The organism is Kitasatospora sp. NPDC056184, from assembly GCF_042268405.1.
Lineage (GTDB): Bacteria > Actinomycetota > Actinomycetes > Streptomycetales > Streptomycetaceae > Kitasatospora.
This window is the reverse complement of the sequence record NZ_JBHJUI010000028.1, coordinates 1-26,724: the sequence shown is the minus strand read 5'-3', so window position 1 is coordinate 26,724 and position 26,724 is coordinate 1. Positions and strand designations below refer to the sequence as shown.

The following is a 26,724-nucleotide window of genomic DNA, read 5'->3' as shown; positions in this document are numbered from 1 at the left end:
GGCCCCGCCTCCGTCGCTACGCGAGGTCCAGCGACCTGCGCAGGAAGTCCAGCTGGTGGTGGAGCAGGTGCTCCGCCACCGCCTCGTCGCTCGGCGAGTGGCCGGCGCCGACGAGGGGCAGGAACTCGTGCGGGCGCCCGGCGGCGAGCAGCGCGGCGGACAGCCGCAGGGCGTGGACAGGCAGCACGTTGTCGTCGGCGAGGCCCTGGATCAGCAGCAGCGGACGCCGCAGCCCGGGGGCGTCGGGCAGCAGCGAGGCGGCGTCGTACCGCTCGGGGTGCTCGTCGGGGTGGCCGAGGAACCGTTCCTTCCAGTGCGTGTCGTAGAGCCGGTGCTCGGTGGGGGCGGCGCCGGCGACGGCGGCGTGGAAGACGTCGGGGCGGCGCAGCACGGCGAGGGCGGCCAGGAAGCCGCCGAAGGACCAGCCGCGGATGCCGACCCGGTCGAGGTCGAGCAGGCCGGGGCGCAGCGCGGCGGCCGCGTGCAGGGCCTCGACCTGGTCCGCGAGGACGGGGTCGGCGATGTCCGCGAAGATGCTCTTCTCCCAGCGCGGTCCGCGCCCGGGGGTGCCGCGGCCGTCGACGGCGAGCACGGCGAAGCCCTGGTCGGCGAACCACTGGGAGGTGAGGTCCCACCAGTGCGGGGCGGCGGTGACCTTCTGCAGGGCGGGTCCGCCGTAGGGGTCGACCAGGACGGGCAGCGGGCCGTCGCCGGGGCGGTGGCCGGCGGGCAGGAAGAGCGTGGCGCGCAGCTCGCGGGGGCCGAGCCGGAGCGGTTCGGGGCGGGCGGTGAGGACGGGGGTCTCGGCGTGGGAGGCCAGTGTGCGGGCCGGGTGGCCGCCGTCGCGGTGCACGGTGGTGCGGCCGGTGGGCGCGCCGGGCGTGTGCGCGGTGTGGACGAGCGTGCCGTCGCGCTGCGCGCCGGTGTGCACGCCCGGCTCGTCACTCAGCCGGACGGCGCCCGAGGCCTGCTCCCACGACCACACGTGGGTCTCGGTCGGCTCGTCGCTGGCGGTGAAGAGCACCCGCTCGCCGTCGGTGCCGAGCACGGAGCGCAACTGGAGGCCGGGCGGGGTGACGGGCTCGCCGTCGACGGTGAGGTGCCGGGTCCCACCCTGGTCCGCGGCGTCGACGAGCGCGCCGGCGGCGGTGCGGACGGGCAGGCCGGGGACGAGTTCGACCCAGTGCTCGTCGCGCCGCTCGGCGAGGACGCGGGTGGCGCCGTCGGCGGGGTCGACGGCGAGCGTGAGCACGGTGCGCTGGTCGCGGCTCTGCACGGCGGCGTACGGGCCGTGCCCGTCCCAGCCGGCGGCGGTGAGGTACTCGTACCCGGCCCGGTCCCAGCGGACCTCGGTGCGCCCGCCGTCGAGGCCGAGCAGCCAGAGGGTGACCTCGGCGTTGTCGGTGCCGGCCAGGGGGTAGCGGATGACGCGCGGCGGCCGGGCGGGGTCGGCCGGGTCGGCGAGGTGGAGGCGGCTCAGCGGGCGCTCGTCGACGCGAGCGGCCAGCAGGCGGGTGCCGTCGGGGGACCACCAGTGGGCCCGGGTGCGGTGCATGGACTCGGCGGCGACGTGGTCGGGCACGCCGTAGCGGACCTCGGCGTGCTCGGGCTCGGCGAGCGCGCGGTCCTCGCCGCCGTCGGCGCGGACGACGCGCAGGGCGCCGCCGCCGACGTAGGCGATCCACCGGCCGGCGGGGTCGGGGCGCGGGTCGTACACCTCGGCGGTGGTGGGCACGCGTCGGACCTCGCCGGTGGCGGTGTCGGCGAGCCACAGCTCGCCGCCCAGGGCGAAGGCGGCGAGCCGGCCGGCGGCGTCGGTGGCGTAGGCGGTGACGCCGCGGGCGTGGACGCGGGCGCGTTCGCGGCGGATCCGTTCGGCCTCGGGCAGCTCGGCCTCGGAGCGGTCGGCGCCGAGGGCGGCGGGGTCGGCGAGCAGGCGCTCCTCGCCGCTGTCGGTGTCCAGGGCCCAGAGGCAGGTGACGGGGTCGTCGCCGGCCCGGCTGCGCAGGAAGAGCACGGTGCGCCCGTCGGCGCCGATGACCGGCTGGGCGGGGGCGCCGAGGGTGCGGCGCCGGGTGCGGGCGAGCTGGCGGGGGAGTGAATCGGTCGGGACGGGCTCGGTCGGGACGTGCTCGGTCGGCGCGGGCTCGGTCGGGACGTGCTCGGGTTCGGTCGGCATGGGGCACCATAGGCACACCCGCGGGGCCGGGGTCGAGGGGATAAAGAGCGACCGGGGCCGCCGCGGATCTCAGGAATCCGCGACGGCCCCGGGGCCGGGTGGAACGGGCGTCAGTGCACGTCGCCCATCAGCCGCACGACCTTGCGACGGTACGCGTAGAGGGCCAGGCCGGCGACGATCGCCATGGCGCCCTGGACCGCGAAGTACCAGGTGGAGCCCACCACGTTGTCGCCGAGGACGAGCTGGAAGATGGCCGCGACGCAGTCGCCGGCGGTGACCGCGAGGAACCAGACGCCCATCATCTGGCTGGCGTACTTGGTGGGCGCCAGCTTGGTGGTGACGGACAGGCCGACCGGGGAGAGGGTCAGCTCGCCGACGGTCTGGATCAGGTAGACCATCGCCAGCCAGAGCGGCGTGACCTCGGCACCGCCGGAGGCGGCGGCCATGGCCAGCATCATGACCATGAACGAGGCGCCGATCATCAGCAGGCCGAAGGAGAACTTCGCCGTGGTGCTGGGGTTCTTGGAGCGGCGGGCCAGCGCCACCCAGATCCAGGCGAAGACCGGGGCCAGGGCCATGATGTACAGCGGGTTGAGCGACTGGAACCAGCTGGACGGGAAGTCGAAGCCGAACAGCGTGGACGAGGTGTGGTCCTGCGCGAAGATGTTCAGCGTCGAGCCGGACTGGTCGTAGATCATCCAGAACACGGCGGCGGCCACGAAGAACCAGATGTAGCCGCTCATCCGGGACTGCTCGGTCGCGTCGAGGTCCTTGTCGCGCTTCACCTTGGCGAAGACGAAGACCGGGATCGCCAGGCCGGCGATGGACAGCGGCCAGATCGCCCAGTTGATGGTGAAGTGGCCGGTCAGCGCGACGACCGCGTAGAAGACGACGGCGGCGGCGAGCCAGAGGCCGGCCTTCTTGAAGATGGCGCTCTTCTCGGCGGCCGAGATCGGCGAGGTGACCACGTCGCTCTTGGCGCTCAGGTGGCGGGTGCCGAGCAGGAACTGGGTGAGGCCCAGGGCCATGCCGACGCCGGCCAGGGCGAAGCCGAGGTGCCAGTTGACGTTCTGGCCGATGGTGCCGATGACCAGCGGGGCGGCGAAGGCACCGAGGTTGATGCCCATGTAGAAGATCGTGAAGCCGCCGTCCCGGCGCGGGTCGTTGGGCCCGTCGTAGAGGTGGCCGACCATCGTGGAGATGTTCGCCTTGAGCAGGCCCGAGCCGATCGCGATGAACACGAGGCCGCCGAAGAACGAGACGCTCACCGGCAGGGCCAGCAGGAAGTGGCCGATCATGATGATCGAGCCACCGAGGGCGACGGTCTTCCGGGCGCCGAGGAAGCGGTCGGCGATCCAGCCGCCCGGGAGGGCCAGCAGGTAGACCATCGCGGTGTACACGCTGTACACCGCGCTCGCGGTGGCGAGCTTCATGCCGAGGCCGCCGTCGGTGACGGAGGCGGTCATGTAGAGCACCAGCAGGGCACGCATGCCGTAGTAGCTGAAGCGCTCCCACATCTCGCTCATGAAGAGCGTGGCGAGGCCCCGGGGGTGCCCGAGGAAGGTCTTGCCGCCGTGAGAGGCCGACTGAACGCCGGACTCCATGGTCGTAGACGCCATGAGTAGTGGTTCCTTGCCTGACAGCGTCCGCCAAGGGGGGTGGCGGCGGACGTGGACAGAACCACTCTACGTGGCGACATTTGGCGTTATCAGCTGACAAAAGAGGCCAATTAGGTATGGCGATGGTAAAGCCAGCGACAGATTCGCTTCGATGATCCATGGTACGACCGGCCAAATTCCTTCAGTTGCAAGATCAAAACGGAAGATCTTCACCGAACGAGCGGTCCGGGCGTGTCGGTTGGGGTGTGATCGCACTCTGTATAACGATCACGCAGTGTGAACTACCTCACGGCGCCGACGGGCATTCCCCGGCCGACTACCATCACCACATGACCTGTGTGCTGCTCGCCGAGGACGATCCGGCGATCTCCGAACCGCTCGCCCGGGCACTGCGCCGCGAGGGATACGAGGTTCTCGTCCGCGAGGACGGTCCGTCCGCACTGGCCGCGGGGCTCGGCGAGGAGGTCGACCTCGTCGTCCTGGACCTCGGCCTGCCCGAGATGGACGGGCTGGAGGTCTGCCGCCGGCTGCGCGCGGACGGCCGCAGCTGCCCCGTCCTGGTCCTCACCGCCCGCGCCGACGAGGTCGACACGGTGGTCGGCCTGGACGCCGGCGCCGACGACTACGTCACCAAGCCCTTCCGCCTCGCCGAACTGCTCGCCCGGGTCCGGGCCCTGCTCCGGCGCGGCAACGTCGACCAGCTCACCACCGGTGCGCACGGCGTCAAGATCGACATCGAGTCGCACCGCGCCTGGCTCGGCGAGGAGGAGCTCACCCTCTCCGCCAAGGAGTTCGAGCTGCTGCGGGTGCTCGTCCGGGACGCCGGCCGGGTGGTCACCCGCGAGGAGATCATGCGGCAGGTCTGGGACACCACCTGGTGGACCTCCACCAAGACCCTGGACATGCACATCTCCTGGCTGCGCAAGAAGCTCGGCGACGACGCCGCCAACCCCCGCTACATCGCCACCGTGCGCGGCGTGGGCTTCCGGTTCGAGAAGAATTAGCCCCGGCAGGGGCAGGTACCAGCACGGGGAGCGGCAGCGTGAAACGCCGGATGATCAACTCGCTGCTGTGCGTCGTCCTCGTGGTGGTCGTGGTGTTCTGCGTCCCGCTCGCCCTGGTCGAGAAGCGCACCATCGTCAACAGCGCCCAGGACCGGGTGGACGCCGCCGCGGTCCGGGTGCTCGCCCTGGTGGAGAACCGGCTCGCCGCCAAGGAGCCGGTCACCGGCGACAAGTTCGCCAACCAGGTCTCCGAGGGCCAGTACGTCGAGGTCGACATCCCCGGTCAGGGGGTCGTCTCCAGCGGAGCCCGGCCCGACAGCACCCATCTGCTCACGGCCGTCGAGCGCGGCGCCAGCGGCGAGACCGTCACCGTGGAGCAGTCCCGCGAGGCGGTCGACCACGAGATCGCCAACATGCTGCTGCTGCTCGGCGTGGTCGCGCTGCTCGCCGTGCAGGCCGCCGTGGCGCTGGCCGTCTGGCAGGCCAAGCGGCTGGCCCGCCCGCTCACCGACCTCGCCGAGACCGCCGAACGGCTCGGCTCCGGCGACCCGCGCCCGCGCGACCGCCGCTACGGCGTGCCCGAACTCGACCGGGTCGCCGAGGTGCTCGACACCAGCGCCGAACGGATCGCCCGGATGCTCACCGCCGAACGCCGGCTCGCCGCCGACGCCTCGCACCAGCTGCGCACCCCGCTGACCGCGCTCTCCATGCGGCTGGAGGAGATCACCGCGCTCGCCGAGGATCCGGAGACCGTCAAGGAGGAGGCCACCATCGCCCTCCAGCAGGTCGAGCGGCTCACCGACGTCGTCCAGCGGCTGCTCACCACCCAGCGCGACCCGCGCAGCCCCACGGCCGTCGCCTTCGACCTCGACGACGTGGTCAAGCAGCAGGTCGAGGAGTGGGGGCCGTCGCTGCGCGGCACCGGCCGGGTGCTCCAGGTCGAGGGCCTGCGCGGGGTCACCGCCGTCGGCACCCCGGGGACGGTCGCCCAGGTGCTGGCCACCCTGATCGAGAACTCGCTGATGCACGGCGCCGGCACGATCACCCTGCGGGCGCGGCCGTCGGGGACGTCGGTGGTCGTCGAGGTGCAGGACGAGGGCCCCGGGGTGCCGGCCGAGCTGGGCAACCGGGTCTTCGAGCGCGCGGTCAGCGGCCGCAACTCGACCGGCATCGGCCTCGCCGTCGCCCGCGACCTCGCGGAGGCGGACGGCGGGCGGCTGGAGCTGCTCTCGCTGCGGCCGGCGGTGTTCGCGCTCTTCCTGGGCCGCAGCCAGCGCGAGGGGTGAGGCCCGGCGCCGGAACGCGGCGTCAGAGCTGGGCGTCCCGGACGACGTCCAGGTCCGTGAAGGTGGGCGGCGCGTCGCAGAGCGCGACCATCTCGCGGTAGATCCGGTCGGTCTCCGGCAGGCCGGAGTTGCGCATCGCGGCCTCGTACGACGGGAACTCGACGATCTCCACCACGTGCCGCGGGTCGGAGCGGTCGGTGCCGACCATCGCGTGGTCGACCGTCCGCCGGCCCTCGGTCTGGTCCACCCAGCGGTCCAGCAGCCCGTTGAACTCGTCGAGGTGGTCGGTCCGGCAGTCGATGATCTGGACGAAGGTCATGGCGAGCCTCCTGCGTCCCCCGCGGCCTCGATCGTTCGCGGACCGTGCTCGCCCTCCGCCACCACTGTCCTCCCGTGGCGGCCCGGACGGCAACCGGAGGGGGGTGGCCGGGCCGCTCGGCGCCGCTCGGTCCTGCGAGGCACTACTCGGTCCTACGAGGCCCTACTCGGCCTTGGCGAACCGGATCTGCTCGGTGGCCAGCATCAGCTCGGCCTGGGCGACCACGCCGGCGGCCGGCGCGTCCGCGGCCGACTCGGCGCGGGCCGCGGCGAGCTGCTCCTCGGTCGGCTCCGGGACGGCCTTGAACACCCAGGTGCGGTAGGAGATGAAGCGGAACACCGTGCCGAGCGCCAGGCCGCCGACCTTCGCGGCCAGCTGCTCGAAGTGCGAGGAGAGCCCCAGCGCGTACACCGAGAAGCCGAGCACCCCGGTCTCGATCAGCATGCCGGCGCCGCTGAACACCAGGAACAGCGTGATCTCCCGCTTGCGCGAGGCGGCGTCCCGGTCCCGGTACAGCCAGTAGCGGTAGCCCAGGTAGTTGGTGGCGATCGCGACCAGCGTGGCGGCGATGTTGGAGCGCAGCGAGGCCAGGTGCAGGCCGTTGATGCAGACCCAGAAGACGGCGAAGTTCACCACGACACCGCTGAGGCCGACCACGCCGAACTTCACCGCCTCGCCCGACAGGCCGCGCAGTTTCTGCGCCAGCGAGGGGTTCGACGCCGTGGTCGTCGCCATACCGGGCTGCCTCCGTGTGCGTGCGTGCCTGCGTGCCTGCGGACGAAAGGGTGCCGCGGCCTGAGCGCCGTCAACCCCTTGAGCCCTGCGTGCACGCACATGATCGGACCGCGCGTACCAGGACCTAGCCGCCCAGGCTACCCCGTTCCGCCGATCGGCTCAGCCCCTCCCGCGCGTCCACCCGGGCCCGTCCTCTGGGACGCCGTTGTGCGGGGAGCGGTTCCACGCCCTCCGACCGGCCCGGATATCCTGGCCGGGTGACTTCCCCGGGCAACGCGAATTTTCCAGTGGTGGGCATGATCGGCGGCGGGCAGCTTGCCCGCATGGCACACCAGGCGGGCATCCCGCTCGGGATCCGGTTCAAGCTCCTCGCCGACACTCCCCAGGACTCGGCGGCGCAGGTCGTCTCCGACGTCGTCCTCGGCGACTACCGCGACCTCGCCACCCTCCGGCGCTTCGCCGAGGGCTGCGACGTGATCACCTTCGACCACGAGCACGTGCCGACCGAGCACCTGCGGGCCCTGCAGGCCGACGGCGTCGCCGTCCGCCCCGGCCCGGAGGCGCTGGTCAACGCCCAGGACAAGGGCGTGATGCGGGCCAAGCTGGACTCCATCGGCGTCCCCTGCCCCCGGCACCGGATCGTCGCCGACCCGGCCGACGTGACCGCGTTCGCGGGCGAGGGCACGGGCTACCCGGTGGTCCTCAAGACCGTCCGCGGCGGCTACGACGGCAAGGGCGTCTGGGTGGTCGGCGACGAGGAGGAGGCCGCGGCCCCGTTCCTCGCCGGCGTCCCGGTGCTGGCCGAGGAGAAGGTCGACTTCGTCCGCGAGCTGGCCGCCAACGTGGTCCGCTCGCCCAGCGGCCAGGCCGTCGCCTACCCGGTGGTGGAGAGCGTCCAGGAGAACGGCGTCTGCGCCGAGGTCACCGCCCCGGCGCCCGACCTCGACCCGGCGCTGTCCGACGAGGCCCAGCAGCTCGCCCTGCGGATCGCCGGCGAGCTGGACATCACCGGCCACCTCGCCGTCGAGCTGTTCCAGACCCGCGACGGCCGGATCCTGGTCAACGAGCTGGCCATGCGGCCGCACAACTCCGGGCACTGGAGCCAGGACGGCGCCGTCACCTCGCAGTTCGAGAACCACCTGCGGGCCGTCCTCGACCTGCCGCTCGGCGACCCCCGGCCGCGCGCCAAGTGGACGGTCATGGTCAACGTCCTGGGCGGCGACTACCCGGACATGTACCACGCCTTCCTGCACTGCATGGCCCGCGACCCCGGCCTGCGGATCCACATGTACGGCAAGGACGTGAAGCCCGGCCGCAAGGTCGGCCACGTCAACGTCTTCGGGGACGACCTCGACGACGTCCGCGAGCGCGCCCGCCACGCGGCCGCCTACCTGCGAGGAACGATCACCGAATGAGCGCCCCCACCTCTCCGACCTCTCCGGTGGTCGGCATCGTCATGGGCTCGGACTCCGACTGGCCCGTGATGGAGGCCGCCGCCCAGGCCCTCGACGAGTTCGAGATCCCCTACGAGGTCGACGTCGTCTCGGCGCACCGGATGCCGCGCGAGATGGTCGCCTACGGCGAGAACGCCCACAAGCGCGGGCTGAAGGCGATCATCGCCGGCGCCGGCGGCGCCGCGCACCTGCCGGGCATGCTCGCCTCGGTCACCCCGCTGCCGGTGATCGGCGTGCCGGTGCCGCTGCGCTACCTGGACGGCATGGACAGCCTGCTGTCGATCGTGCAGATGCCGGCCGGCGTGCCGGTGGCGACCGTCTCGGTGGCGGGCGCGCGCAACGCGGGCCTGCTCGCGGTGCGGATGCTGGCCGCGTTCGACCCGGAGCTGACCGAGCGGATGACCGACTTCCAGGCCGAGCTGAACGGCCAGGCCACCGAGAAGGGCAAGAAGCTCCGGGCCAAGGTGGCGGGTTCGGCCTCCTTCGGCTTCGGGAAGTAGTCCCAAAAGTAGTCCTATCGGATACAACAGCTCGTATGACCTCTGAGCTGCTGGACTCCACCCCCGCCGACGACGCCGCCCTGCTGGAGCGCGCCCGGGCGGTCCTGAGCGCCACCCCCGTGGTGGACGGCCACAACGACCTCCCCTGGGCGATGCGCGAGCAGGTCGGCTACGACCTCGACGCGCTCGACCTGGCCGCCGACCAGAGCGCCCGTCTGCACACCGACCTCGCCCGCCTCACCGCGGGCGGGGTCGGCGCGCAGTTCTGGTCCGTCTACGTGCCCAGCCGCCTCGCCGGGGACCACGCCGTCAGCGCCACCCTCGAACAGATCGACTTCGTCCACGCCCTGGTCGACCGCTTCCCCGACCGGCTGCGGCTCGCCGTCACCGCCGACGACCTGGAGGCCGCCCGCGCCGAGGGCCGCATCGCCTCCCTCATCGGCGCCGAGGGCGGCCACTCCATCGACTGCTCGCTCGCCACCCTGCGCGCCCTGTACGCGCTCGGCGTCCGCTACATGACGCTCACCCACAACGACAACACCCCGTGGGCCGACTCGGCGACCGACAAGCCCGCCGCGGGCGGCCTCACCGCCTTCGGCGAGGAGGTCGTCCGGGAGATGAACCGGCTCGGCATGCTCGTCGACCTCTCGCACGTCTCCGCCGACACCATGCGCGACGCCCTGCGGGTCAGCGAGGCACCGGTGCTCTTCTCGCACTCCTCCTCGCGCGCCGTCTGCGACCACCCGCGCAACATCCCCGACGACGTGCTCGGCCTGCTCCCCGGCAACGGCGGCGTGGCGATGGCCACCTTCGTGCCCAAGTTCATCCTGCCCGCCGCCATCGAGTGGACCGCCGCCGCGGACGAGAACATGGAGGCCCACGGGTTCGACCACCTCGACACCACCCCGGCCGGGATGGCCTGCCAGCGCGCCTTCGAGCAGGCCAACCCGCGCCCGATCGCCACCGCGGCCACCGTCGCCGACCACCTCGACCACATGCGCGAGGTCGCCGGCATCGACCACATCGGCATCGGCGGCGACTTCGACGGCACCGCCTTCCTCCCGGACGGCCTGGACGACGTCGCCGGCTACCCCAACCTGATCGCCGAACTGCTGCGCCGCGGCTGGTCCGAGACCGACCTCGGCAAGCTCACCTGGCACAACGCCGTCCGCGTCCTGCGCGACGCCGAGTCCGCCGCCGCCCGCCTGCGCGCCGAGGGCCGCACCCCGTCCCTCGCCACCCTCGCGGGCCTGCCCGGCGTGGACGGCTGACCGGGCCGGGAATGACCGGACCCCCGGCCGCGCTGGGGCCGAGGGGGAGGCACCCCGACCGGGGGTGCCCGGAGACGAGGAGGCAGGGCATGGACGACGACCGGGAGACGGTCCGCAGGATCCTCACCGAGCTGGGCGACACCTGGGCCGTCGTGGGCCTGTCCTCCAACCGGGGGCGCGCGGCCTACGGGGTGGCCGAGGTGCTGCAGCGCTTCGGCAAGCGGATCGTGCCCGTGCACCCCAAGGCGGAGACGGTGCTCGGCGAGCAGGGGTACGCGTCCCTCGCGGACGTCCCGTTCGACGTCGACGTGGTCGACGTCTTCGTCCGCTCGGAGCTCGCCGGCCAGGTCGCCGACGAGGCGGTCGCCGCCGGCGCCCGGGCCGTCTGGTTCCAGCTCGGCGTGATCGACGAGGCCGCCCGCGAGCGCACCCGCGCCGCCGGCCTCGACATGGTGATGGACCGCTGCCCCGCCATCGAGATCCCCCGCCTCGGCCCGGTCCGGGGCTGACGCCGCACACTCCCGGGCCCCGCCGGACGACCGGCGTCCGGCGGGGCCCGGGGGGTGCGTGCTGTCAGCTCGGGCGGCCGAGGGCGCGGTAGGTCCAGCCGGCCGCGCGCCAGGCCTCGGCGTCCAGGACGTTGCGGCCGTCGAGCAGGCGGCGCTCGGCGACCACCGCGCCCAGCTCGGCCGGGTCGAGCGCGCGGAACTCCTGCCACTCGGTGAGGTGCAGCACGACGTGGGCGCCCTCGGCGGCCTCCAGCGCCGAGGGCGCGTAGGCGAGGCCGGGGAACATCTTGCGCGCGTTGTCCATCGCCTTGGGGTCGTAGACGGTGACCTGCGCGCCCTGGAGCTGGATCTGGGCGGCGACGTTGAGCGCCGGCGAGTCCCGGATGTCGTCCGAGTTGGGCTTGAACGCGGCGCCGAGGACGGCGATCCGCCGGCCCAGGAAGCCGCCGTCGCACTGCTCGCGGGCCAGTTCGACCATCCGGGAGCGGCGGCGCATGTTGATCGAGTCGACCTCGCGCAGGAAGGTCAGCGCCTGGTCGGCGCCCAGCTCGCCGGCCCGCGCCATGAACGCCCGGATGTCCTTGGGCAGGCAGCCGCCGCCGAAGCCCAGGCCGGAGTTGAGGAACTTGCCGCCGATCCGCTCGTCCAGCGCGAGCGCCGCGCTCAGCTGGGTGACGTCGGCGCCGGCCGCCTCGCAGACCTCGGCCATCGCGTTGATGAAGGAGATCTTGGTGGCCAGGAAGGAGTTGGCGGCGGTCTTCACCAGCTCGGCGGTCGCGTAGTCGGTGACCAGGAACGGCACCCCGGCGGCGATCGGCTCGGCGTACACCGCGCGCAGCATCCGCTCGGCGTACTCGCTGTGGGCGCCGACCACGATCCGGTCCGGGCGCAGGGTGTCCTGGACGGCGAAGCCCTCGCGCAGGAACTCCGGGTTCCAGGCGAGTTCGGCGCCCTCGCCGACCGGGGCCAGCGCGGCCAGCCGCTCCGCCAGCCGGCCCGCCGAGCCGACCGGCACGGTGGACTTGCCGACCACCAGCACCGGGCGGGTCAGGTGCGGGGCCAGCGCGTCGATCGCGGCGTCCACGTACGACATGTCGGCGGCGAACTCGCCCTTGCGCTGCGGGGTGTTGACGCAGACGAAGTGCACGTCGCCGAAGGTCGCGGCCTCCTCGACGGAGGTGGTGAACCGCAGCCGCCCGGTCGAACCCTCGTGCCCGGCCACGTGCTTGAGCAGCAGTTCGGACAGGCCCGGCTCGTACATCGGGACCTTGCCCGCGGTCAGCGTCGCGATCTTCTCCGGGTCGATGTCCAGCCCCAGCACCTCGAAGCCGAACTCCGCCATGGCGGCGGCGTGGGTGGCGCCGAGATAGCCGGTGCCGATCACGGAGATGCGGAGGGTCACGGTTTCCCCTTCGGGCGGGCGACGGGCGGCGCACGGCGCCGGGTGGCGGCCGCGCCCACCGATGCTATCCGGCCCTACGGGGAGGTCCCAGACCGTCCCGCGGGGCCCCGGTTCCGGCCGTTGTCCGCGAAGCTCGGCAAAGCCCCTGCACACGGACCCGGGCCGACGGCACAATACGCCCATGGAGCCGGAGGACGAGCAGTCGGGCGAGCCCGAACGGCGGCCGGCCCCCTCCGGGCTGAGCCTCTTCGAGCCGCGGGAACAGCCGCGGGAACCGTCGGGGGATCGGCCGGGGGAGCAGCCGGGGGAACCGTCGGAGGAGCCCGGTGGGGGAGCCGGCGACCGACCCGAGGACCTGCCCGGGGACGCCCCCGAGCCGCCGTCCCGGCGCCGCCGCACCCGGCGGGTCCTGCTCTGGACCGTCGCCACCCTGCTCGCCCTCGTCCTCGGCGCCGGCGGCGCCCTCTGGTGGACGGCCGAGCACTACGCCTCCTCCGTCCGCCGCATCCCGGACGCCTTCCCGACCGCGCCGGAGGCCGCCCAGCCGAAGCCCGTCCCGGACAGCGGCCTCAACCTCCTGCTGGTCGGCCTGGACGCCCGCTCCGACACCCCCACCACCGGCAGCGCCGCCAAGGCCCCGGCCTGGCAGGCCGGCGCGGCCCGCAGCGACACCATGATGCTGCTGCACCTCTCCGAGGACCGCCGCTCCGCGACCCTGGTCTCGCTGCCCCGGGACACCTGGGTGCCGGTGCCCGGCCACGGCGAGGCCAAGCTCAACGCCGCCTACTCCTGGGGCGGCCCGGCGCTGATGACCGAGACCGTGCAGAACCTCACCGGCATCCGCGTCGACCACCTCGCGGTGATCGACTGGAACGGCTTCCGCGCCCTCACCGACGCGGTCGGCGGCGTCGACATCACCGTCCCGCGCACCATCGAGGGCGTCGGCGAGGCCCGCGCCTGGGAGGCCGGCACCCACCACATGGACGGCGCCACCGCGCTGCTCTACGTCCGCGAGCGCTACGGACTGCCCGGCGGCGACCTCGACCGCACCAAGCGCCAGCAGAACTTCCTGCGGGCGCTGATGCTCAAGGTGATGGACTCCGGCACGCTCGGCAGCCCGGCGCGGCTCGGCGGTCTGCTGGGCACGGTCGGCGAGGTGGTCAGCGTCGACGACCGGCTCTCCAACACCGACCTGTTCCAGCTCGCCTGGAGCCTGCGCTCGCTGCGCCCGGACGGCGTGCGCTTCCTGAACGCGCCGTTCGGCGGCTTCGCGACCCGGGGCGAGCAGAGCGTGGTGCTGCTGGCCGACCGCCCGGCGGAGCGGCTCTGGGAGGCGATCCGCAACGACCGCACGGAGCAGTACTTCCAGGAGCGCGGCGCCGGCGACACCCTCGGGGCGGACGTCGACTGACCTAGGCAGCCGCAGGTCGGAGGCCTAGGATCTACTGAACGGTAATTAACCGGTTCCAGGGCTGGAGCGGCTGGAACGACTCTCCGACATCGACTCTCCGAAGAGGCAGGCATCATGGCGGGCAGCGCAGGGGCGGCGGACTTCGATCTCTTCCGGGTCTCCGAGGAGCACGGGATGCTCCGTGAGGCGGTGCGTTCGCTGGCGGAGGCGAAGATCGCTCCGTTCGCGGCGGAGGTGGACGAGCAGGGCCGGTTCCCGCGGGAGGCGCTGGAGGCGTTGCAGGCGAATGATCTGCACGCGGTGCACGTGCCGGAGGAGTTCGGGGGTGCGGGGGCGGACGCGCTGGCGACGGTGATCGTGATCGAGGAGGTGGCGCGGGTGTGCGCCTCGTCGTCGCTGATCCCGGCGGTGAACAAGCTGGGTTCGCTGCCGGTGCAGCTGTCGGGTTCGGAGGAGTTGAAGGCGCGGTACCTGGGGGCGCTGGCGCGGGGCGAGGGGATGTTCTCGTACTGCCTGTCGGAGCCGGAGGCGGGGTCGGACGCGGCGGGGATGCGGACGCGGGCGGTGCGCGAGGGGGACTTCTGGGTGCTGAACGGGGTGAAGCGGTGGATCACCAACGCGGGTGTGTCGGAGTTCTACACGGTGATGGCGGTGACGGATCCGGAGAAGCGCTCGAAGGGGATCTCGGCGTTCGTGGTGGAGAAGGGCGACGCGGGGGTGTCGTTCGGTGCGCCGGAGCGGAAGCTGGGGATCAAGGGGTCGCCGACGCGTGAGGTGTACTTCGACGATGTGCGGATTCCGGCGGACCGGATGATCGGTGCGGAGGGGACGGGGTTCGCGACGGCGATGCGGACGCTGGACCACACGCGGGTGACGATCGCGGCGCAGGCGCTGGGGATCGCGCAGGGGGCGTTGGACTACGCGAAGGGGTATGTGCGGGAGCGGCGGCAGTTCGGGAAGCCGGTCGGTGACTTCCAGGGTGTGCAGTTCATGCTGGCGGACATGGCGATGAAGCTGGAGGCGGCGCGTCAGCTGACGTACGCGGCGGCGGCGAGGTCGCAGCGGGGGGACGGGGATCTGACGTTCTTCGGTGCGGCGGCGAAGTGTTTCGCGTCGGACGCGGCGATGGAGATCACGACGGACGCGGTGCAGTTGCTGGGCGGGTACGGGTACACGCGGGACTACCCGGTGGAGCGGATGATGCGGGACGCGAAGATCACGCAGATCTACGAGGGCACCAACCAGATCCAGCGCATCGTGATGGCCCGCAACCTGCCGTAACACCCTTCGGCACCCACCGGAGCCCCCGGCCGACCTCCTCGGCCGGGGGCTCCTGTCGTTGCACCGGAACTATGGGGTTCCCACAATCGCCGGTCCGGTGAATCGGTTGCCAGACACACCTGAACGGCCGTCATTCCCGTGGCAGGGTGGGTTGAGAGGCGAAGGCCCCCCACTCCCACCGGAGCGGGGAGTTGTGCCTGTCCCACAACCTCCACAGAAGCCATGGAGCTTTTTCGATGGGTACTGACAACAACCGGACCCGGGGCCCCGTCGCAGAGCCGGTGCTGGTCACCGGCCTCGGGGCGACCACACCGCTCGGTGGCGACGTCGCCTCCACCTGGACCGCCATGCTGGCCGGCGACGGCGGCATCCGGCCGATCGAGGCGGACTGGGCCGCCGACCTCCCGATCCGGATCGCCGGACAGCTCGCGGTCGAACCCACCGAGGTCCTCGACCGGGTCCGGGCCCGGCGGCTCGACCGCTGCGAGCAGGTCGCGCTGGTCGCCGCCCGCGAGGCCTGGGCCGACGCCGGCGCCCCCGAGGTCGACGGCGAGCGGCTGGCCGTGGTGATCGGCACCGGCACCGGCGGAGCGCTCACCATGCTCGGCCAGGACGACGTCCTGGAGGCCTCCGGCGTCCGGAAGGTCTCCCCGCACACCGTGCCGATGCTGATGGCCAACGGCCCGGCCGCCTGGGTCTCCATCGAGCTGGGCGCCCGGGCCGGCGCCCACACCCCGGTGAGCGCCTGCGCGTCCGGCGCCGAGGCGATCGCGCTCGGCCTGGACCTCATCCGCCTGGGCCGGGCCGACGTGGTGGTGGCGGGCGGCGCCGAGGCGTGCATCTGCCCGCTGACGCTGGCCGGCTTCGCCCAGGCCAGGGCCCACTCGCTGCGCAACGACGAGCCCGGCCGCGCCTCCCGCCCGTTCGACACCGACCGGGACGGCTTCGTGATCGGCGAGGGCGCGGCCGTCGTCGTCCTGGAGCGGGCCGGCTTCGCCGCCGCCCGCCGGGCCCGCGCCCACGCCGCCCTGGCCGGCGCGGCGGTCACCTCGGACGCCCACCACATCACCGCGGCCGCCGCCGAGGGCCAGGTCCGCGCGATGCGCCGGGCCGTCGCCGAGGCCGGGCTGTCGCCGCTGGACATCGCGCTCGTCCAGGCCCACGCCACCTCCACCCCGCTCGGGGACCTGGTCGAGGCCGAGTCGGTCACCGCGGCGATCGGCGCCCACCCGCTGGTCACCGCCACCAAGTCGATGACCGGCCACCTCTTCGGCGCGGCCGGCGCGGTGGGCGCGCTCGCGACCGTTCTCGCGCTGCGCGACGGCGCCGTCCCGCCCACCCGCAACCTGGAGCGGCAGGACCCGGCGGTCAAGCTCGACGTGGTCGCGGGCGCCGCCCGCCGGGGCCCGCTCGGCGCGGCGCTCACCAACGCCTTCGGCTTCGGCGGCCACAACGCCTCGCTGGTGTTCACGCCGGCGCCGTGAAAACCGGGCGACCGGCGGGCGGGCGCTCACTAGGGTGACGGGCATGTTGACGTCCACGGAACCGTCCGCGGCACCCGCCCTGCGGCTCGAACCGGTCACCCCGAAGAACATCGACGCCGCCCTGGAGCTGAAGGTCCGTCCGGACCAGGCGCACCTGGTCGCCCCGGTGGCCACCTCGCTGGCCGAGGCGTACGCGTACGGCGGGACCGCCTGGCCGCGGCTGGTCTACGACGGCGAGCGGCTGGTCGGCTTCGTGATGGCCTTCTTCGACGTCGTCTTCCAGCCCGGCGACGAACCGCGCTCGGGTCTCTGGCGCCTCAACATCGCCGCCGACACCCAGGGCCGGGGCTACGGCCGCTTCGCGGTCGAGCAGGTCGCGGCCGAGATCCGCCGCCGCGGCGGCACCCGGGTCGGCGTCACCTACGTGCCCGGGGAGGGCGGCCCGGCGGGCTTCTACGCCCGCCTCGGCTTCCGGCCGACGGGCGGGTTCAGCGGGGACCAGGAGGTCGCGGAGCTGGAGCTGTAGCCGGGCCGAACGGGGGGCGGGCCGGACGGGGAAGGCGGGCCGGACGGGCGACCCGGCCGTTGCCGGGCCGCCCGTCCGTTCCGCGGGCCGTGCTCGGCCTCAGTGGACCAGGAGGAACTTGGTGGTCGGGACGTTCGGGCCGCTGGCGCAGTCCAGGTTCGAGGTGGTGGCGCTGTAGGTCCAGCCGCGGGGGACGTCGCACGCCCACATGCCGTTCACCGGCGTGCGCAGGTGGAAGGTGGTGGACGGGATGCTGCTCCCGTACAACAGGCTGCAGGAGGTGCTGCGGCCGGTGAAGTCATAGGTGAAGGCCGGGGTGCCCACGCACGCGGTGAGACCGTCGTACGGGGTGCGCAGGTGGTAGGCGTTGGAGATCACGCCGGACTGCTGGCTGCACGCGTAGCCCCAGGAGATGGAGTCGTAGACGAACGCCGGGTTGCTGATACACGCGGTCAGCCCGTCGACGGGCGTGCGCAGGTGGAACTGGGGCGAGTTCCAGCTGCCGCCGCCGCTGCAGCTGCGGTTCATGGAGACCTGGTCGTAGACGTAGCCGGCCGGCACGTCGCAGGCCCACACGCCGTCCAGACCGGTGGTGGTGGTCGTGGTGGTCGTGGCGGCCGAGGCGGGCGCGGTGGCGGCGGCGCCGGAGAGCAGCAGCGCCAGCGCGGCGAAGGCCGCGAGCAGGGCGCTCCGGAGCGTACGGGCGGTTCGTGCGACGGACATGGTTCTCCTTCGGTGGAGGAGTTGCCGATGGGTGCACGGTGCTGACGGCGGTGGTCGCGGGTGAGCGTTCACTGCCGTCGACGGTTCTAGCACGCACGGTGGGCCGTCGGCCCGGTGCTCCGCACCCGACGATCATTCCGCCGCCCGCCGTCTACGCTCCGCCGTGCGTTTCCTCCGGTTCATGTCAGCCGATCGGCGTCGCCGCCCGCTGCCGCGCCCGGCGCAGCCGGTGCGGACGGGTGGCCCGGCCGCCGCCGGGCCACCCGTCCGTGGCCACGGGCGAGCCCGGTCAGTGGGCCAGGAGGAACCTGGTGCCCGGCACGCCCTGGACGGCGGCGCAGTCCAGGCCCGAGCCGGTGGCGCTGTAGGTCCAGCCGGCCGGGACGCTGCACGCCCACATGCCGATGGCCGGAATCCGCAGGTGGAAGGTGCTGGCGGTGGCGCCCGACGACTGGCTGCACGTGGTGCTGTGGCCGATGGAGTCGTAGGTGAAGCCCGGCGCGCCGGTACAGGCGGTGAGGCCGTCGACGGGGGTGCGCAGGTGGAACTGCGGAGTGTTCCAGCTGCCGCCGCCGCTGCAGGCGCGGTTCATGGACACCCCGTCGTAGACGTAGCCGGCCGGGACGGAGCAGGCGTAGGTGCCGTCCAGGCCGGTGGTCGTCGTGGCGGTGGCGGAGGCGGGCGCGGTGGCGGCGGCGCCGGAGAGCAGCAGGGTCACCGCGGCCGAGGCCGCGAGCAGGCCGGATCGGACGGTGCGTGCGGTGCGTGCGGTGCGTGCGGTGCGTGCGACGGACATGGTTCTCCTTCGGTGGAGGAACTGTCGGTGGATGCACGGTGCAGGGGGCGGTGATCGCGGGTGAGCGGTCACTGCCGCCGACGGTTCTAGCACGCACGGTGGGCCGTCAGCCCGGTGCGCGGCCCCGGACGATCAGCCCGCCGCCCGCCGTCTACGCACCCGGGCCCGATGCCTCCGGTCCGCGTCAGCCGATCAGCGCCGCCGCGTCCTCCCGCGCCTGGCGCAGCCACAGTGCGCGCTCGCCGTCCGAGGAATCGGTCACGGTGCGGAAGACCCGTCTACGAACGTCCGCCACCCCGACGTAGGGCAGTACGCACGCCGCCCAGATCCGCTCCAGCGGATCCCCGAACTCCTCGCGCTCCCGGGACTCGGGGGTGTCGGAGGTGTTCAGCACCAGCGCCCGCCCGGCCCGCAGCAGCCCGACGGGCTCCCCGTCCGCCGTCCCCAGCTTGTACGCGACGCCCGGCACCATCACCCGCTGCACCCACCCGGCGAGCACGGCGGGCGGCATGCCCCACCAGTTGGGGTGCACCAGCACGAGGGCGTCCAGCGTCGCCACCTCGGCCCGGTGCAGCGCGAGTTGCCCGTCCCCCGCGTCCTCGCTCGCGGCCACCGTCTCCGTCTCGTCGGCGGTGAGCAGCGGCGAGAACCCCTCGGCGTACAGATCGTGCGCGACGACCTCGGCGCCCCGGCCGTGCAACTCGTCCACCACGGCCTCGAACAGCGCGTGATTGAAGCTCCCCGGCCTCGGATGTGCCAGATAGACCCCGACCCGCATCTTCACAACCTCCCCTTCCGCCCCTCCCGATCGGCCGATCCTAACCCCGGTAGGGTCGACCGGCGTGACCACCACCGAGCCCGAATTCCTCACCGCCGCCCGGACGTTCTACGACGCCGTCGCCGCGGACTACGCCGACCGCTACGGCGGCGCGCTGGCCACCGCGACCTGGGACCGGGCCGTGCTCGCCGCCTTCGCCGAGCTGGTCACGACGGCGGGCGGCGGCCGCGTCGCCGAACTCGGCTGCGGCCCGGGCCGGATCACCGGCCACCTGGCGGCCCTCGGCCTGGACGTCTCGGGCCTCGACCTCTCCCCGCGCATGGTGGAGGTGGCCCGCGCCGCGCACCCGGAGATCCCGTTCCAGGTCGGCTCCCTGCTCGACCTGCCCTACGCGGACGGCGAGTTGGCCGGCGTCGTGGCCTGGTACTCGATCATCCACACCCCGGCCGAGCAGTTGCCGAGGGTCTTCGCCGAGTTCCACCGCACCCTCGCCCCCGGCGCCCCGTTGGTCCTCGCCTTCCAGGTAGGCGATGCCGCGCTACGCATCGAGGACCCCTTCGGCCACCCGGTCACCCTGGACTTCCGCCGCCAACAGCCCGCCCACATCGAGGCCCTGGCCGCCGAGGCCGGCCTGAAGGTCACCACCCGCCTCGTCCGCGAGCCGGAGGAGGACGAGCGGACCCAGCAGGCCTACCTCCTCGCCCACAAGGCGGAGTAGACGCGAGCGGCTACTCGTCAGGCTCCGGCTGCTGCTCCCTGGTGGATGGCGAGGGCTTGGGTGAGGGCATCAGCGGCCTCCTTGAGGCGCCCCATGGATCCGAACACGAGCCCGAGAAGACTCAGGACGACACCCTCCTCGAACCGGTCTCCCGTTGCGCGGTGGACAACGAGGGCATGGTGTCCGGCTTCGACGGCCTCCTCGTACCGGCCGGCTTGGAACAGCATTCCCGCAGCACTGGTGAGGACGGCGGCCTTGGTGGGTGGTTCGATCGTATGCCTGCGGCCTTCGGTGGTCCGGGCCCAGTCGAGCCTTCCCAGCATCGCGAGAGCATCGCGGAGTACGTTGAGGGTGGCCGAGACCCGGCCGGTTCCGCGTTCTGCGTTGGCCTTGATCACGAGCTGGGCCGTCGAAAGGGCAGTCAGGTAGAACTGGACCCCCAGATGGTCGGTGAGGATCCTGGCCAGGTCGAGCCTGGTCCGATGGTCGGCGACGCTGGAATCCAAGGAAGCCATGAGATTGTCGAACTCTGCCCGTAGCCAGGCGTCGGCACTCGCCTCATCCGGGAAACGCGCCACTTCAGGGCGCTGTATGTCCTCCTGTTCCCCGTTGCGTCGTGCGGCGTAACCGTGGCCCACGTAGTACCCGAGCAGCCGGCTCCACGCCGCCCCGGCCTCCTCCCCGTCCGCTTCCATGAGCCGCGCCGCGTACAGCCGCACCAGGTCGTGCGCCCGCCACCGCCCCGAGCCCACCGGCTGCTCCGCCAGCAGGTTCGCCCGGGCCAGGGCCGCCAGGTGCCGCCGGGCCGCCGGCTTCCCCAGCTCGGCCAGGACGGCGACCGCCTCCGTCGACACGTCCGGCCCCGGGTTCACCGTCGTCAGCCGCAGCACCCGGGCCGTCTCCTCCGGCAGCCGCCGGTAGGACAGCTCGAACGCTCCCGCCACCGCGAGCGACATCCCGCCGCCGTCGCCGTGCCGCAGGGCGTCCAGTCGGCTCCCGGTGTCCGCCAGCTCCTCCGCGAGATCGGCGAGCGGCAGCCCCGGGTCGTCCACCAGCAGCGCCGCCGCGATCTGCAGGGCCAGCGGCAGGTGCCCGCAGTGCTCCGCGATCGCCGCCAGCGCCTGCGGATCCGCCGCCGCCCGTCCGTCCTCCGGCCGGGCCCGGCGCAGCGCCGTCGCCACCAGCTCCCCGGCCTCCGTCGACCCCAGCACCCCGAGCGGCACCAGCCGCGCCGGGAAGCCGGGGGAGTGCAGGCTGTCCCGGGAGGTGACCAGCAGCCGGTGGCAGGAGTCCGCCGGTACCAGCGGCGCCACCTGCTCCGCCGCCGAGGCGTCGTCCGCGAGCACCAGTACCGCCCCGGCCTCCGCCGCCCGCCGGGCCAGCTCGGAGCGGTACAGTCCGGCCTGCTCCTCCGCCGTCGGCGGCACGTCGTGGTCGCGGACGCCGAGCGCCCGCAGCAGCGCGCCGACCGCCTGCTCGCCGCTCACCGCGGCGCCGGGCCGGTAGCCGCGCAGCGGTACGTACAGCACCCCGCCCGGGAACCAGCCGCGCCGTACGGCCTCGTGCGCCGCGTAGAGCGCGAGCGCCGTCTTGCCGACGCCCGCGAGCCCGGCGACGGCGGACACCAGCACCGGCCCGCCGTCCCCCGCCGACGGCGCGAGCAGTGCCAGCAGCGCCTCCGACACCTCGCCGCGCCCCACCAGGTCCACCGGGGGCGCGGGCAGCGACGCGAGCGCCGTCGGCGCGGGCCCGCCACCCACTGCTGCCCCGAGGGCGACGTGCATGGTCCCGGCCTGGAACACGTTGCCGGCCTCGCTGCCGCTGACCTCGTTGCGGACCCTGTCCTCCCCGTTTCCCACGCCGCCATCCTGGCTCAAGCCCCGCCCCGCGGGGGACCGAACCGGTTGATCACCGGTCGGCGGAGCGTGACCGGAGGCCGGGGGGTGCCGCGCGTCGGGGCGCCCGGCATGCCATGATCCCTGCATGGGTAGCAACGTTTTCTTCGACATCACCATCAACGACGAGCCGGCCGGCCGCATCGTTTTCACGCTCTTCGACGACATCGTCCCGAAGACCGCGAGGAACTTCCGTGAGCTGGCCACCGGCCAGAACGGCTTCGGCTACGAGGGCTCGTCCTTCCACCGCATCATCCCGGCGTTCATGCTCCAGGGCGGTGACTTCACCCGCGGTAACGGCACCGGCGGCAAGAGCATCTACGGCGAGAAGTTCGCGGACGAGAACTTCCAGGTCAAGCACACCAAGCCGGGCCAGCTCTCGATGGCCAACGCGGGCAAGAACACCAACGGCTCGCAGTTCTTCATCACCACCATCGTCACCGACTGGCTGGACGGCAAGCACGTCGTCTTCGGCGAGGTCGTCGACGGCCTGGACCTCGTGAAGCAGATCGAGGCGCTCGGCTCGCAGAGCGGTGCGCCCAAGGCGAAGGTCACCATCGCCAAGTCCGGCATCGTGGAGTAAGGGCTCGCCCCTTCCCTCCGCATTCGGACGCGGCCCGCACACCATGGCGGGCCGCGTCCGCGCGTTTTCGCCGCCGACCCCAGCCCCGCCGACGCACCTGAGGACGTCCTCGCCCTCGCCCGCCTCTGCGCCGGGCTGCCGCTCGCCCCGCGCATCGCGGTGGCCCTGCTCGCCGACGTTCCCGCTCGGCCGGCCGCCTCCCTCGTTCAGGCGCTGGCGGCCGCCCATACTCACCCGGACCGCCTCCGCGGTGAGGACCGGGCGGTGCGGGCGGCCTTCGACCTGTCCCACCAGGCCCTCGACGAGCCCCACGCCCGCCTCTTCCGCCTCCTCCCGCTCAATCCGGGCCCGACATATCGACCGAGTCCGCCGCCCAGCTCGCCGACTCCACCGACGACCCGTACGCCACGGAGGAGCTCCTCCAGGACCTCGCCCGCGCCCAACTGGCGGAACCCGGCCAGCCCTGGCGCCGCCGGCGCCTGCGTGACCTCGTCCGCCTCTACGCGGACGACCGAGGTCGCGCCGACTCATGGGAGGAGGCCCGCGCCCGCCTGCACCACCACCAGCTCACGACCGCCCGGGCCGTGGAGCTGTTCGGGGCTGTCGGCGGTCACCGGGGAGCGGCGTACGCGTTGGCCGATCTCGGTGAGGCCCGGCTGCGGAGTAGGAAGTCGGATCGGCCGACTTCCTACTCCGGTCAGACCGCCGCCACCGCCGCCGCGACGAACAGCACCTGGAGCGCCGTGCGCGCGGGCAGCGGGGTGACCGGCTTCCCGGTGAGCGTGAGGCGGTGGCGGGCGGCGTACACGTTGGCGGGGAACATCGCGAGCATCAGCAGCGCGAGCCCGGCGGCGGCGTAGGGGGCGAGCGGCGGGACGAGCAGGCCGACGGCGCCGGCCAGTTCGAGGACGCCGGTGAGGGTGACGAGCAGGGCGGGGCGGGGGAGCGCGGGCGGGATCATCGCGGCGAAGTCGCGCCGGAAGGCGGGCAGGAAGTGCGGTACGCCGGTGGTGACGAACATCAGCGCGAGGGCGCCGCGGACGGCGGGCTGCCAGGCGTCGAGGCCGTCGACGGCGAGGAGTCCGAGCAGGCGGAGGACGGCGAAGCCGCCGAGGAGGGCGATGAGCGGGGCCATGGGGACGCTCCAATCTTGTCACTGACAAGATTTGCGCGGCGGGGTAATCTTGTCAATGGCTAGATGTGACGTCGAGAGGAGAGGGAGCGGGGATGGGGAAGGCCGAGAGCTACCACCACGGAAACCTGCGGCGGGCGGTGCTGGACGCGGCGCTGGCGGCGATCGAGGAGTCGGGGCCGTCGGGGTGGAGCCTGCGGGAGCTGGCGCGAAGGGCGGGGGTGTCGCATGCCGCGCCGGCGCACCACTTCGGGGACAAGGCGGGGGTGCTGACGGCGGTCGCGGCGGAGGGGTTCGAGCAGTTCGCGGACGCGTTGGAGCGGGCGGCGGGGGATCCGTACGGGTCGGGGGTGGCGTACGTGCGGTTCGCGGTGGACCACCGGGCGTACTTCGAGGTGATGTTCCGGCCGGAGCTGTACCGGGCGGAGGACCCGGAGCTGGCGGCGTCGCGCGAGCGGGCGGGGGCGGTGCTGGCGGCGAGCGGCCGGAAGCTCTCACGGGGGGCGGGAACGGGGGAGGAGCGGGCGACGACCATTGCGGCGTGGTCGCTGGCGCACGGGTTCGCGAGCCTGTGGCTGAACGGCGCGCTGCCGGAGAGCCGGGGGGAGGGGGACGTGGAGGAGCTGGCGAAGGAGGTGTTGCGGGTGGTGTTCGGGGGTGGCGCGGAGGGTGTGGAGTAGGAAGTCGGCGGGGTCGACTTCCTACTCCGGGTGGGGGGTTAGCGGACTTCGATGGTGATCGACTCGATGACGACGGGTTCGAGGGGGCGGTCGCCGGGGCCGGTCGGGGTGGCGGCGATGGAGTCGACGACCTTCTGGCCGGCGGGGTCGGTGACCTCGCCGAAGATGGTGTGCTTGCGGTTGAGGTGGGGGGTGGCGCGGGTGGTGATGAAGAACTGCGAGCCGTTGGTGTTCGGGCCCGCGTTGGCCATGGCCAGGAGGTAGGGCTTGGTGAAGAAGAGTTCGGGGTGGAACTCGTCGGGGAAGGCGTAGCCGGGGCCACCGGTGCCGTCGCCGAGCGGGTCGCCGCCCTGGATCATGAAGTTGGGGATGACGCGGTGGAAGGTCGTCCCGTTGTAGAGGGGAGCGGTGGTGGTGGTCCCGGTCGAGGGATCCGTCCACTCCCGGGAGCCTTCGGCCAGTTCGACGAAGTTGCGCACGGTGCGAGGGGTGTGGAACTGGAAGAGCTTGGCGGTGATGGAGCCGTGGTTGGTCGTGATGACGGCGTAGTGCTGCGAGCCCATGGCGAGGGAGAGCCTTTCTACGGGGTGGCCAGACCGCCCTGATCCTGTCATGCAGGCCCAGATTCACCCGTTCGTGAGTGCTGAACAGGGCCTCTGAGCCTGTCGTTCCGGTACTCTTGCAGCCACACTTCACTAAAGATGTAGTGATCGATCCCGTGTGGCTCCTCGCTTGTTCGGCGAGGAGCCACACGGGGGTTCGAGTCAGGCCGTGTGCTCGGCGTGGTGGTCGAACTCGCCGTTCTTGATGTCCTGGAGGAACTTGGCGAACTTGCGAGGCGTGGTGCGGATGACGATCTCTCCGCTGTCGGACTCACGTAGCTCGACCAGGATGTCCATGTTGCGTACCTCGACGCATTCATTTGACGCGCCGCTGTAGCTGGACTTCTGCCATGCAGACTTACTCATACTTGCCCTTCAGCTCACTTGCGATATTCCGGATGAAATCTCGTGAGTCCTCCTCGGGGAGAGCCGTGGAGTCCAGCCCTGCGAACGTCGCACGCTGGTTTGCCAGGTCTGCCTGTGAGTGGAAGAAGAGGACGCCCTGGGCACTGTCCATCTGAAGGGTGTCGAGCTCCGGAACCGGACCTTCGGCGTACATGATGTTCTCGCCAGCGCCAGGGAAGGTGTCCATGTCGAAGGGGACAACGCGCACGGACATGCTGGGTTGATCGGAAGCTTCGATCAGGGCTGCGAGTTGGTCCGCGAGGACCCTGGGGCCCCCGAACTGCATCCGGAGCGCGGCTTCGTGGATGAACGAGACGTATGGTGTCCGGCGGGTTCTGACCACGCGCTGGCGCTGCACGCGAAACGCGGTCCTGACGTCGATGTCATGGCGCGGCAGCGGCGGGGAAATGCGGGAGAAGACCGCCGAAGCGTAGGTCCCGGTCTGCTGAAGTCCAGGGATGTAGGTGGTGGCCCAGGTGTAGAGCTTATGGGCATGTGCCTCCATCTCTGCGACCTCTAGGAAGTCTGTCGGTAGGACTCCCAGATATTCCTCCCACCAGCCCTTGCCGCGTTCGGCGGCCATCTCGACCAGCGCGTCGATGAGGGGCTGATTGGTGCACTTGCAGGCTGCGGCGAAGGAGCGCACGCGCTCCGCGTTCACGCCGATTCTCGCGCTCTCCATCTGCGTCACCACTGACGGGCTTGCGCCGAGGAGTCGGCCGAGTTCCGTGCCGCCGAGTCCGGCCTGCTCGCGCATCTTGCGTAGCTCCGCGCCGAGCCGTCGCTGGCGAAGAGTCGGGTTGCTGCGACCGGGCATGGTGTCCTTTCGGCATCGAGTGGGGCCAGTGTGCCGCGCGGGCCACTTGGGGGTCCAACTGGAACGGACCCTCCGGCCGGCAGCCCCACTTCAGGGGGAACTTTGGGCTTCTGCACTAAATTTTTAGTGACCGCGCGCTATGGTCGTTCTACGGTCCGACGGATCGTCAGAAATGTCCGTTTCTCAGGCAGTAGGCACCCTCTGCCTGTCGACACCTCCCCACCCCTCACCATCCCGGAGGTCTCCCATGCGTGCCTTCAACCCGCCCGACTGGTCCGCCGCCCGTGACGAGCTGCGCGCCGCCCTCCTCGCCTCCAACTGGCAGCCGGACGCCATCGCCGACGCCGAACTCGCCCTCCACGAGCTCTTCGTCAACGCGTGGAAGCACGCCGGGTCCCAGGCGCCCCACGTCATCGTCGTGCTGCGCCCCCGCACCCTCCGCGTCTCCGTCTGCGACGACAGCCCCACCCTCCCCGAACCGCCCACCGCCACCGACCCGTTCGCGCTCTCCGGCCGTGGCCTCCACCTCGTCCACGCCCTCACCCACCGCTTCGGCGCCACCCCCACCAAGACCGGCAAGGTCACCTGGTTCGAGCTGGACGCCGCCGCGTGAAC

Annotated in this window: 26 protein-coding genes and 1 pseudogene; 14 read left to right on the top strand and 13 right to left on the bottom strand. The window is 72.5% G+C overall.

Annotation, left to right across the window (positions count from 1 at the left end; genetic code table 11):
• Nucleotides 1-16: 16 nt before the first annotated feature.
• Together ACFC0B_RS34890 and ACFC0B_RS34885 are read right to left on the bottom strand one after the other, a co-directional pair.
• On the bottom strand, nt 17-2,179 hold the full coding sequence (locus ACFC0B_RS34890) for a prolyl oligopeptidase family serine peptidase (protein ID WP_376095368.1): 2,163 nt from the start codon (nt 2,177-2,179) through the stop codon (nt 17-19).
• A 110-nt stretch (nt 2,180-2,289) separates the two neighbouring features.
• On the bottom strand, nt 2,290-3,798 hold the full coding sequence (locus ACFC0B_RS34885; RefSeq protein ID WP_376095365.1) for a peptide MFS transporter: 1,509 nt from the start codon (nt 3,796-3,798) through the stop codon (nt 2,290-2,292).
• Between the two features lie 329 nt (nt 3,799-4,127).
• Between ACFC0B_RS34885 and ACFC0B_RS34880 the strand changes: the two genes are divergently transcribed.
• The gene (locus tag ACFC0B_RS34880) at nt 4,128-4,802 is read left to right on the top strand and encodes a response regulator transcription factor (protein WP_030300686.1); all 675 of its coding nucleotides are present in this window, start codon (nt 4,128-4,130) and stop codon (nt 4,800-4,802) included.
• A gap of 38 nt (nt 4,803-4,840) precedes the next feature.
• Nucleotides 4,841-6,088: an ATP-binding protein gene (locus tag ACFC0B_RS34875; protein ID WP_376095362.1), complete on the top strand. Its 1,248-nt coding sequence runs from the start codon at nt 4,841-4,843 to the stop codon at nt 6,086-6,088.
• A 25-nt stretch (nt 6,089-6,113) separates the two neighbouring features.
• On the opposite strand, the pseudogene ACFC0B_RS34870 reads toward ACFC0B_RS34875, so the two are convergent.
• Together ACFC0B_RS34870 and ACFC0B_RS34865 are read right to left on the bottom strand one after the other, a co-directional pair.
• Nucleotides 6,114-6,407 (bottom strand): annotated as a pseudogene (locus ACFC0B_RS34870) (ester cyclase); the annotation flags it as partial.
• 162 nt (nt 6,408-6,569) lie between these two features.
• Nucleotides 6,570-7,142 (bottom strand): GtrA family protein, encoded by a 573-nt coding sequence (locus ACFC0B_RS34865; protein WP_376095359.1) that lies wholly within the window; start codon nt 7,140-7,142, stop codon nt 6,570-6,572.
• Nucleotides 7,143-7,438: 296 nt separating this feature from the next.
• On the opposite strand from ACFC0B_RS34865, the gene ACFC0B_RS34860 reads away from it, so the two are divergent.
• The 4 genes from ACFC0B_RS34860 (at nt 7,439) to ACFC0B_RS34845 (ending at nt 10,876) form a co-directional block, all read left to right on the top strand.
• A complete protein-coding gene (locus ACFC0B_RS34860; protein ID WP_376095356.1) occupies nt 7,439-8,557 on the top strand; it encodes a 5-(carboxyamino)imidazole ribonucleotide synthase in 1,119 nt (372 codons plus the stop codon).
• Entirely contained in the window at nt 8,554-9,096 is a 543-nt protein-coding gene (gene purE, locus ACFC0B_RS34855; protein ID WP_376095353.1) for a 5-(carboxyamino)imidazole ribonucleotide mutase, read from the top strand. Before ACFC0B_RS34860 ends, purE begins: the two co-directional genes overlap by 4 nt.
• 35 nt (nt 9,097-9,131) lie before the next feature.
• Nucleotides 9,132-10,367, top strand: a complete 1,236-nt coding sequence (locus ACFC0B_RS34850) for a dipeptidase (protein ID WP_376095350.1) — start codon at nt 9,132-9,134, stop codon at nt 10,365-10,367.
• An 89-nt stretch (nt 10,368-10,456) separates the two neighbouring features.
• Entirely contained in the window at nt 10,457-10,876 is a 420-nt protein-coding gene (locus ACFC0B_RS34845) for a CoA-binding protein (RefSeq protein ID WP_376095347.1), read from the top strand.
• 64 nt (nt 10,877-10,940) lie between these two features.
• Here ACFC0B_RS34845 and ACFC0B_RS34840 read toward each other — a convergent pair whose 3' ends face one another.
• Entirely contained in the window at nt 10,941-12,278 is a 1,338-nt protein-coding gene (locus tag ACFC0B_RS34840) for a UDP-glucose dehydrogenase family protein (RefSeq protein WP_376095344.1), read from the bottom strand.
• Nucleotides 12,279-12,459: 181 nt separating this feature from the next.
• Here ACFC0B_RS34840 and ACFC0B_RS34835 point away from each other — a divergent pair, with 181 nt between their 5' ends.
• The 4 genes from ACFC0B_RS34835 (at nt 12,460) to ACFC0B_RS34820 (ending at nt 16,980) form a co-directional block, all read left to right on the top strand.
• The gene (locus ACFC0B_RS34835) at nt 12,460-13,689 is read left to right on the top strand and encodes an LCP family protein (protein ID WP_376095341.1); all 1,230 of its coding nucleotides are present in this window, start codon (nt 12,460-12,462) and stop codon (nt 13,687-13,689) included.
• 114 nt (nt 13,690-13,803) lie between these two features.
• A complete protein-coding gene (locus tag ACFC0B_RS34830) occupies nt 13,804-14,970 on the top strand; it encodes an acyl-CoA dehydrogenase family protein (RefSeq protein WP_376095338.1) in 1,167 nt (388 codons plus the stop codon).
• Between the two features lie 236 nt (nt 14,971-15,206).
• Nucleotides 15,207-16,454, top strand: a complete 1,248-nt coding sequence (locus tag ACFC0B_RS34825) for a beta-ketoacyl-[acyl-carrier-protein] synthase family protein (protein ID WP_376095335.1) — start codon at nt 15,207-15,209, stop codon at nt 16,452-16,454.
• 43 nt (nt 16,455-16,497) lie between these two features.
• The gene (locus tag ACFC0B_RS34820) at nt 16,498-16,980 is read left to right on the top strand and encodes a GNAT family N-acetyltransferase (RefSeq protein ID WP_376095332.1); all 483 of its coding nucleotides are present in this window, start codon (nt 16,498-16,500) and stop codon (nt 16,978-16,980) included.
• Between the two features lie 99 nt (nt 16,981-17,079).
• Here the strand turns inward: ACFC0B_RS34820 and ACFC0B_RS34815 are convergent, their stop codons facing one another.
• The 3 genes from ACFC0B_RS34815 to ACFC0B_RS34805 form a co-directional block, all read right to left on the bottom strand.
• Nucleotides 17,080-17,703 (bottom strand): hypothetical protein, encoded by a 624-nt coding sequence (locus tag ACFC0B_RS34815; protein WP_376095329.1) that lies wholly within the window; start codon nt 17,701-17,703, stop codon nt 17,080-17,082.
• A 289-nt stretch (nt 17,704-17,992) separates the two neighbouring features.
• Nucleotides 17,993-18,499: a hypothetical protein gene (locus ACFC0B_RS34810; RefSeq protein ID WP_376095326.1), complete on the bottom strand. Its 507-nt coding sequence runs from the start codon at nt 18,497-18,499 to the stop codon at nt 17,993-17,995.
• A 184-nt stretch (nt 18,500-18,683) separates the two neighbouring features.
• Entirely contained in the window at nt 18,684-19,277 is a 594-nt protein-coding gene (locus tag ACFC0B_RS34805; RefSeq protein ID WP_376095569.1) for an NAD(P)H-dependent oxidoreductase, read from the bottom strand.
• Between the two features lie 64 nt (nt 19,278-19,341).
• Here ACFC0B_RS34805 and ACFC0B_RS34800 point away from each other — a divergent pair, with 64 nt between their 5' ends.
• A complete protein-coding gene (locus ACFC0B_RS34800; RefSeq protein WP_376095323.1) occupies nt 19,342-19,995 on the top strand; it encodes a class I SAM-dependent DNA methyltransferase in 654 nt (217 codons plus the stop codon).
• Between the two features lie 17 nt (nt 19,996-20,012).
• Here ACFC0B_RS34800 and ACFC0B_RS34795 read toward each other — a convergent pair whose 3' ends face one another.
• The gene (locus tag ACFC0B_RS34795) at nt 20,013-21,854 is read right to left on the bottom strand and encodes a tetratricopeptide repeat protein (protein WP_376095320.1); all 1,842 of its coding nucleotides are present in this window, start codon (nt 21,852-21,854) and stop codon (nt 20,013-20,015) included.
• A 124-nt stretch (nt 21,855-21,978) separates the two neighbouring features.
• Between ACFC0B_RS34795 and ACFC0B_RS34790 the strand changes: the two genes are divergently transcribed.
• Nucleotides 21,979-22,473, top strand: a complete 495-nt coding sequence (locus tag ACFC0B_RS34790; protein WP_376095317.1) for a peptidylprolyl isomerase — start codon at nt 21,979-21,981, stop codon at nt 22,471-22,473.
• Nucleotides 22,474-23,170: 697 nt separating this feature from the next.
• Here the strand turns inward: ACFC0B_RS34790 and ACFC0B_RS34785 are convergent.
• Complete coding sequence (locus ACFC0B_RS34785) at nt 23,171-23,608, bottom strand: DoxX family protein (protein ID WP_376095314.1); 438 nt, start codon at nt 23,606-23,608, stop codon at nt 23,171-23,173.
• A gap of 92 nt (nt 23,609-23,700) precedes the next feature.
• On the opposite strand from ACFC0B_RS34785, the gene ACFC0B_RS34780 reads away from it, so the two are divergent.
• Nucleotides 23,701-24,285, top strand: a complete 585-nt coding sequence (locus tag ACFC0B_RS34780; protein ID WP_376095312.1) for a TetR/AcrR family transcriptional regulator — start codon at nt 23,701-23,703, stop codon at nt 24,283-24,285.
• 38 nt (nt 24,286-24,323) lie between these two features.
• On the opposite strand, the gene ACFC0B_RS34775 is transcribed toward ACFC0B_RS34780, so the two are convergent.
• The 3 genes from ACFC0B_RS34775 to ACFC0B_RS34765 form a co-directional block, all read right to left on the bottom strand.
• A complete protein-coding gene (locus tag ACFC0B_RS34775) occupies nt 24,324-24,848 on the bottom strand; it encodes a peptidylprolyl isomerase (protein WP_376095309.1) in 525 nt (174 codons plus the stop codon).
• A gap of 201 nt (nt 24,849-25,049) precedes the next feature.
• Entirely contained in the window at nt 25,050-25,253 is a 204-nt protein-coding gene (locus ACFC0B_RS34770) for a DUF397 domain-containing protein (protein ID WP_376095306.1), read from the bottom strand.
• On the bottom strand, nt 25,246-26,109 hold the full coding sequence (locus ACFC0B_RS34765) for a helix-turn-helix domain-containing protein (RefSeq protein WP_376095303.1): 864 nt from the start codon (nt 26,107-26,109) through the stop codon (nt 25,246-25,248). Before ACFC0B_RS34765 ends, ACFC0B_RS34770 begins: the two co-directional genes overlap by 8 nt.
• 247 nt (nt 26,110-26,356) lie before the next feature.
• Here ACFC0B_RS34765 and ACFC0B_RS34760 point away from each other — a divergent pair, with 247 nt between their 5' ends.
• Nucleotides 26,357-26,722, top strand: coding sequence for an ATP-binding protein (locus tag ACFC0B_RS34760; protein WP_376095300.1), 366 nt, complete (start codon nt 26,357-26,359; stop codon nt 26,720-26,722).
• The last annotated feature ends 2 nt before the right edge of the window (nt 26,723-26,724 follow it).

Coding starts and splice junctions, on each gene's coding strand:
- ACFC0B_RS34890 (WP_376095368.1), bottom strand. CDS start 2,179: ATGCCGACCGAACCCGAGCACGTCCCGACCGAGCCCGCGCCGACCGAG.
- ACFC0B_RS34885 (WP_376095365.1), bottom strand. CDS start 3,798: ATGGCGTCTACGACCATGGAGTCCGGCGTTCAGTCGGCCTCTCACGGC.
- ACFC0B_RS34880 (WP_030300686.1), top strand. CDS start 4,128: ATGACCTGTGTGCTGCTCGCCGAGGACGATCCGGCGATCTCCGAACCG.
- ACFC0B_RS34865 (WP_376095359.1), bottom strand. CDS start 7,142: ATGGCGACGACCACGGCGTCGAACCCCTCGCTGGCGCAGAAACTGCGC.
- ACFC0B_RS34860 (WP_376095356.1), top strand. CDS start 7,439: ATGATCGGCGGCGGGCAGCTTGCCCGCATGGCACACCAGGCGGGCATC.
- purE (WP_376095353.1), top strand. CDS start 8,554: ATGAGCGCCCCCACCTCTCCGACCTCTCCGGTGGTCGGCATCGTCATG.
- ACFC0B_RS34850 (WP_376095350.1), top strand. CDS start 9,132: ATGACCTCTGAGCTGCTGGACTCCACCCCCGCCGACGACGCCGCCCTG.
- ACFC0B_RS34845 (WP_376095347.1), top strand. CDS start 10,457: ATGGACGACGACCGGGAGACGGTCCGCAGGATCCTCACCGAGCTGGGC.
- ACFC0B_RS34835 (WP_376095341.1), top strand. CDS start 12,460: ATGGAGCCGGAGGACGAGCAGTCGGGCGAGCCCGAACGGCGGCCGGCC.
- ACFC0B_RS34830 (WP_376095338.1), top strand. CDS start 13,804: ATGGCGGGCAGCGCAGGGGCGGCGGACTTCGATCTCTTCCGGGTCTCC.
- ACFC0B_RS34825 (WP_376095335.1), top strand. CDS start 15,207: ATGGGTACTGACAACAACCGGACCCGGGGCCCCGTCGCAGAGCCGGTG.
- ACFC0B_RS34820 (WP_376095332.1), top strand. CDS start 16,498: ATGTTGACGTCCACGGAACCGTCCGCGGCACCCGCCCTGCGGCTCGAA.
- ACFC0B_RS34815 (WP_376095329.1), bottom strand. CDS start 17,703: ATGTCCGTCGCACGAACCGCCCGTACGCTCCGGAGCGCCCTGCTCGCG.
- ACFC0B_RS34810 (WP_376095326.1), bottom strand. CDS start 18,499: ATGTCCGTCGCACGCACCGCACGCACCGCACGCACCGCACGCACCGTC.
- ACFC0B_RS34805 (WP_376095569.1), bottom strand. CDS start 19,277: ATGCGGGTCGGGGTCTATCTGGCACATCCGAGGCCGGGGAGCTTCAAT.
- ACFC0B_RS34790 (WP_376095317.1), top strand. CDS start 21,979: ATGGGTAGCAACGTTTTCTTCGACATCACCATCAACGACGAGCCGGCC.
- ACFC0B_RS34785 (WP_376095314.1), bottom strand. CDS start 23,608: ATGGCCCCGCTCATCGCCCTCCTCGGCGGCTTCGCCGTCCTCCGCCTG.
- ACFC0B_RS34780 (WP_376095312.1), top strand. CDS start 23,701: ATGGGGAAGGCCGAGAGCTACCACCACGGAAACCTGCGGCGGGCGGTG.
- ACFC0B_RS34775 (WP_376095309.1), bottom strand. CDS start 24,848: ATGGGCTCGCAGCACTACGCCGTCATCACGACCAACCACGGCTCCATC.
- ACFC0B_RS34770 (WP_376095306.1), bottom strand. CDS start 25,253: ATGAGTAAGTCTGCATGGCAGAAGTCCAGCTACAGCGGCGCGTCAAAT.
- ACFC0B_RS34765 (WP_376095303.1), bottom strand. CDS start 26,109: ATGCCCGGTCGCAGCAACCCGACTCTTCGCCAGCGACGGCTCGGCGCG.
- ACFC0B_RS34760 (WP_376095300.1), top strand. CDS start 26,357: ATGCGTGCCTTCAACCCGCCCGACTGGTCCGCCGCCCGTGACGAGCTG.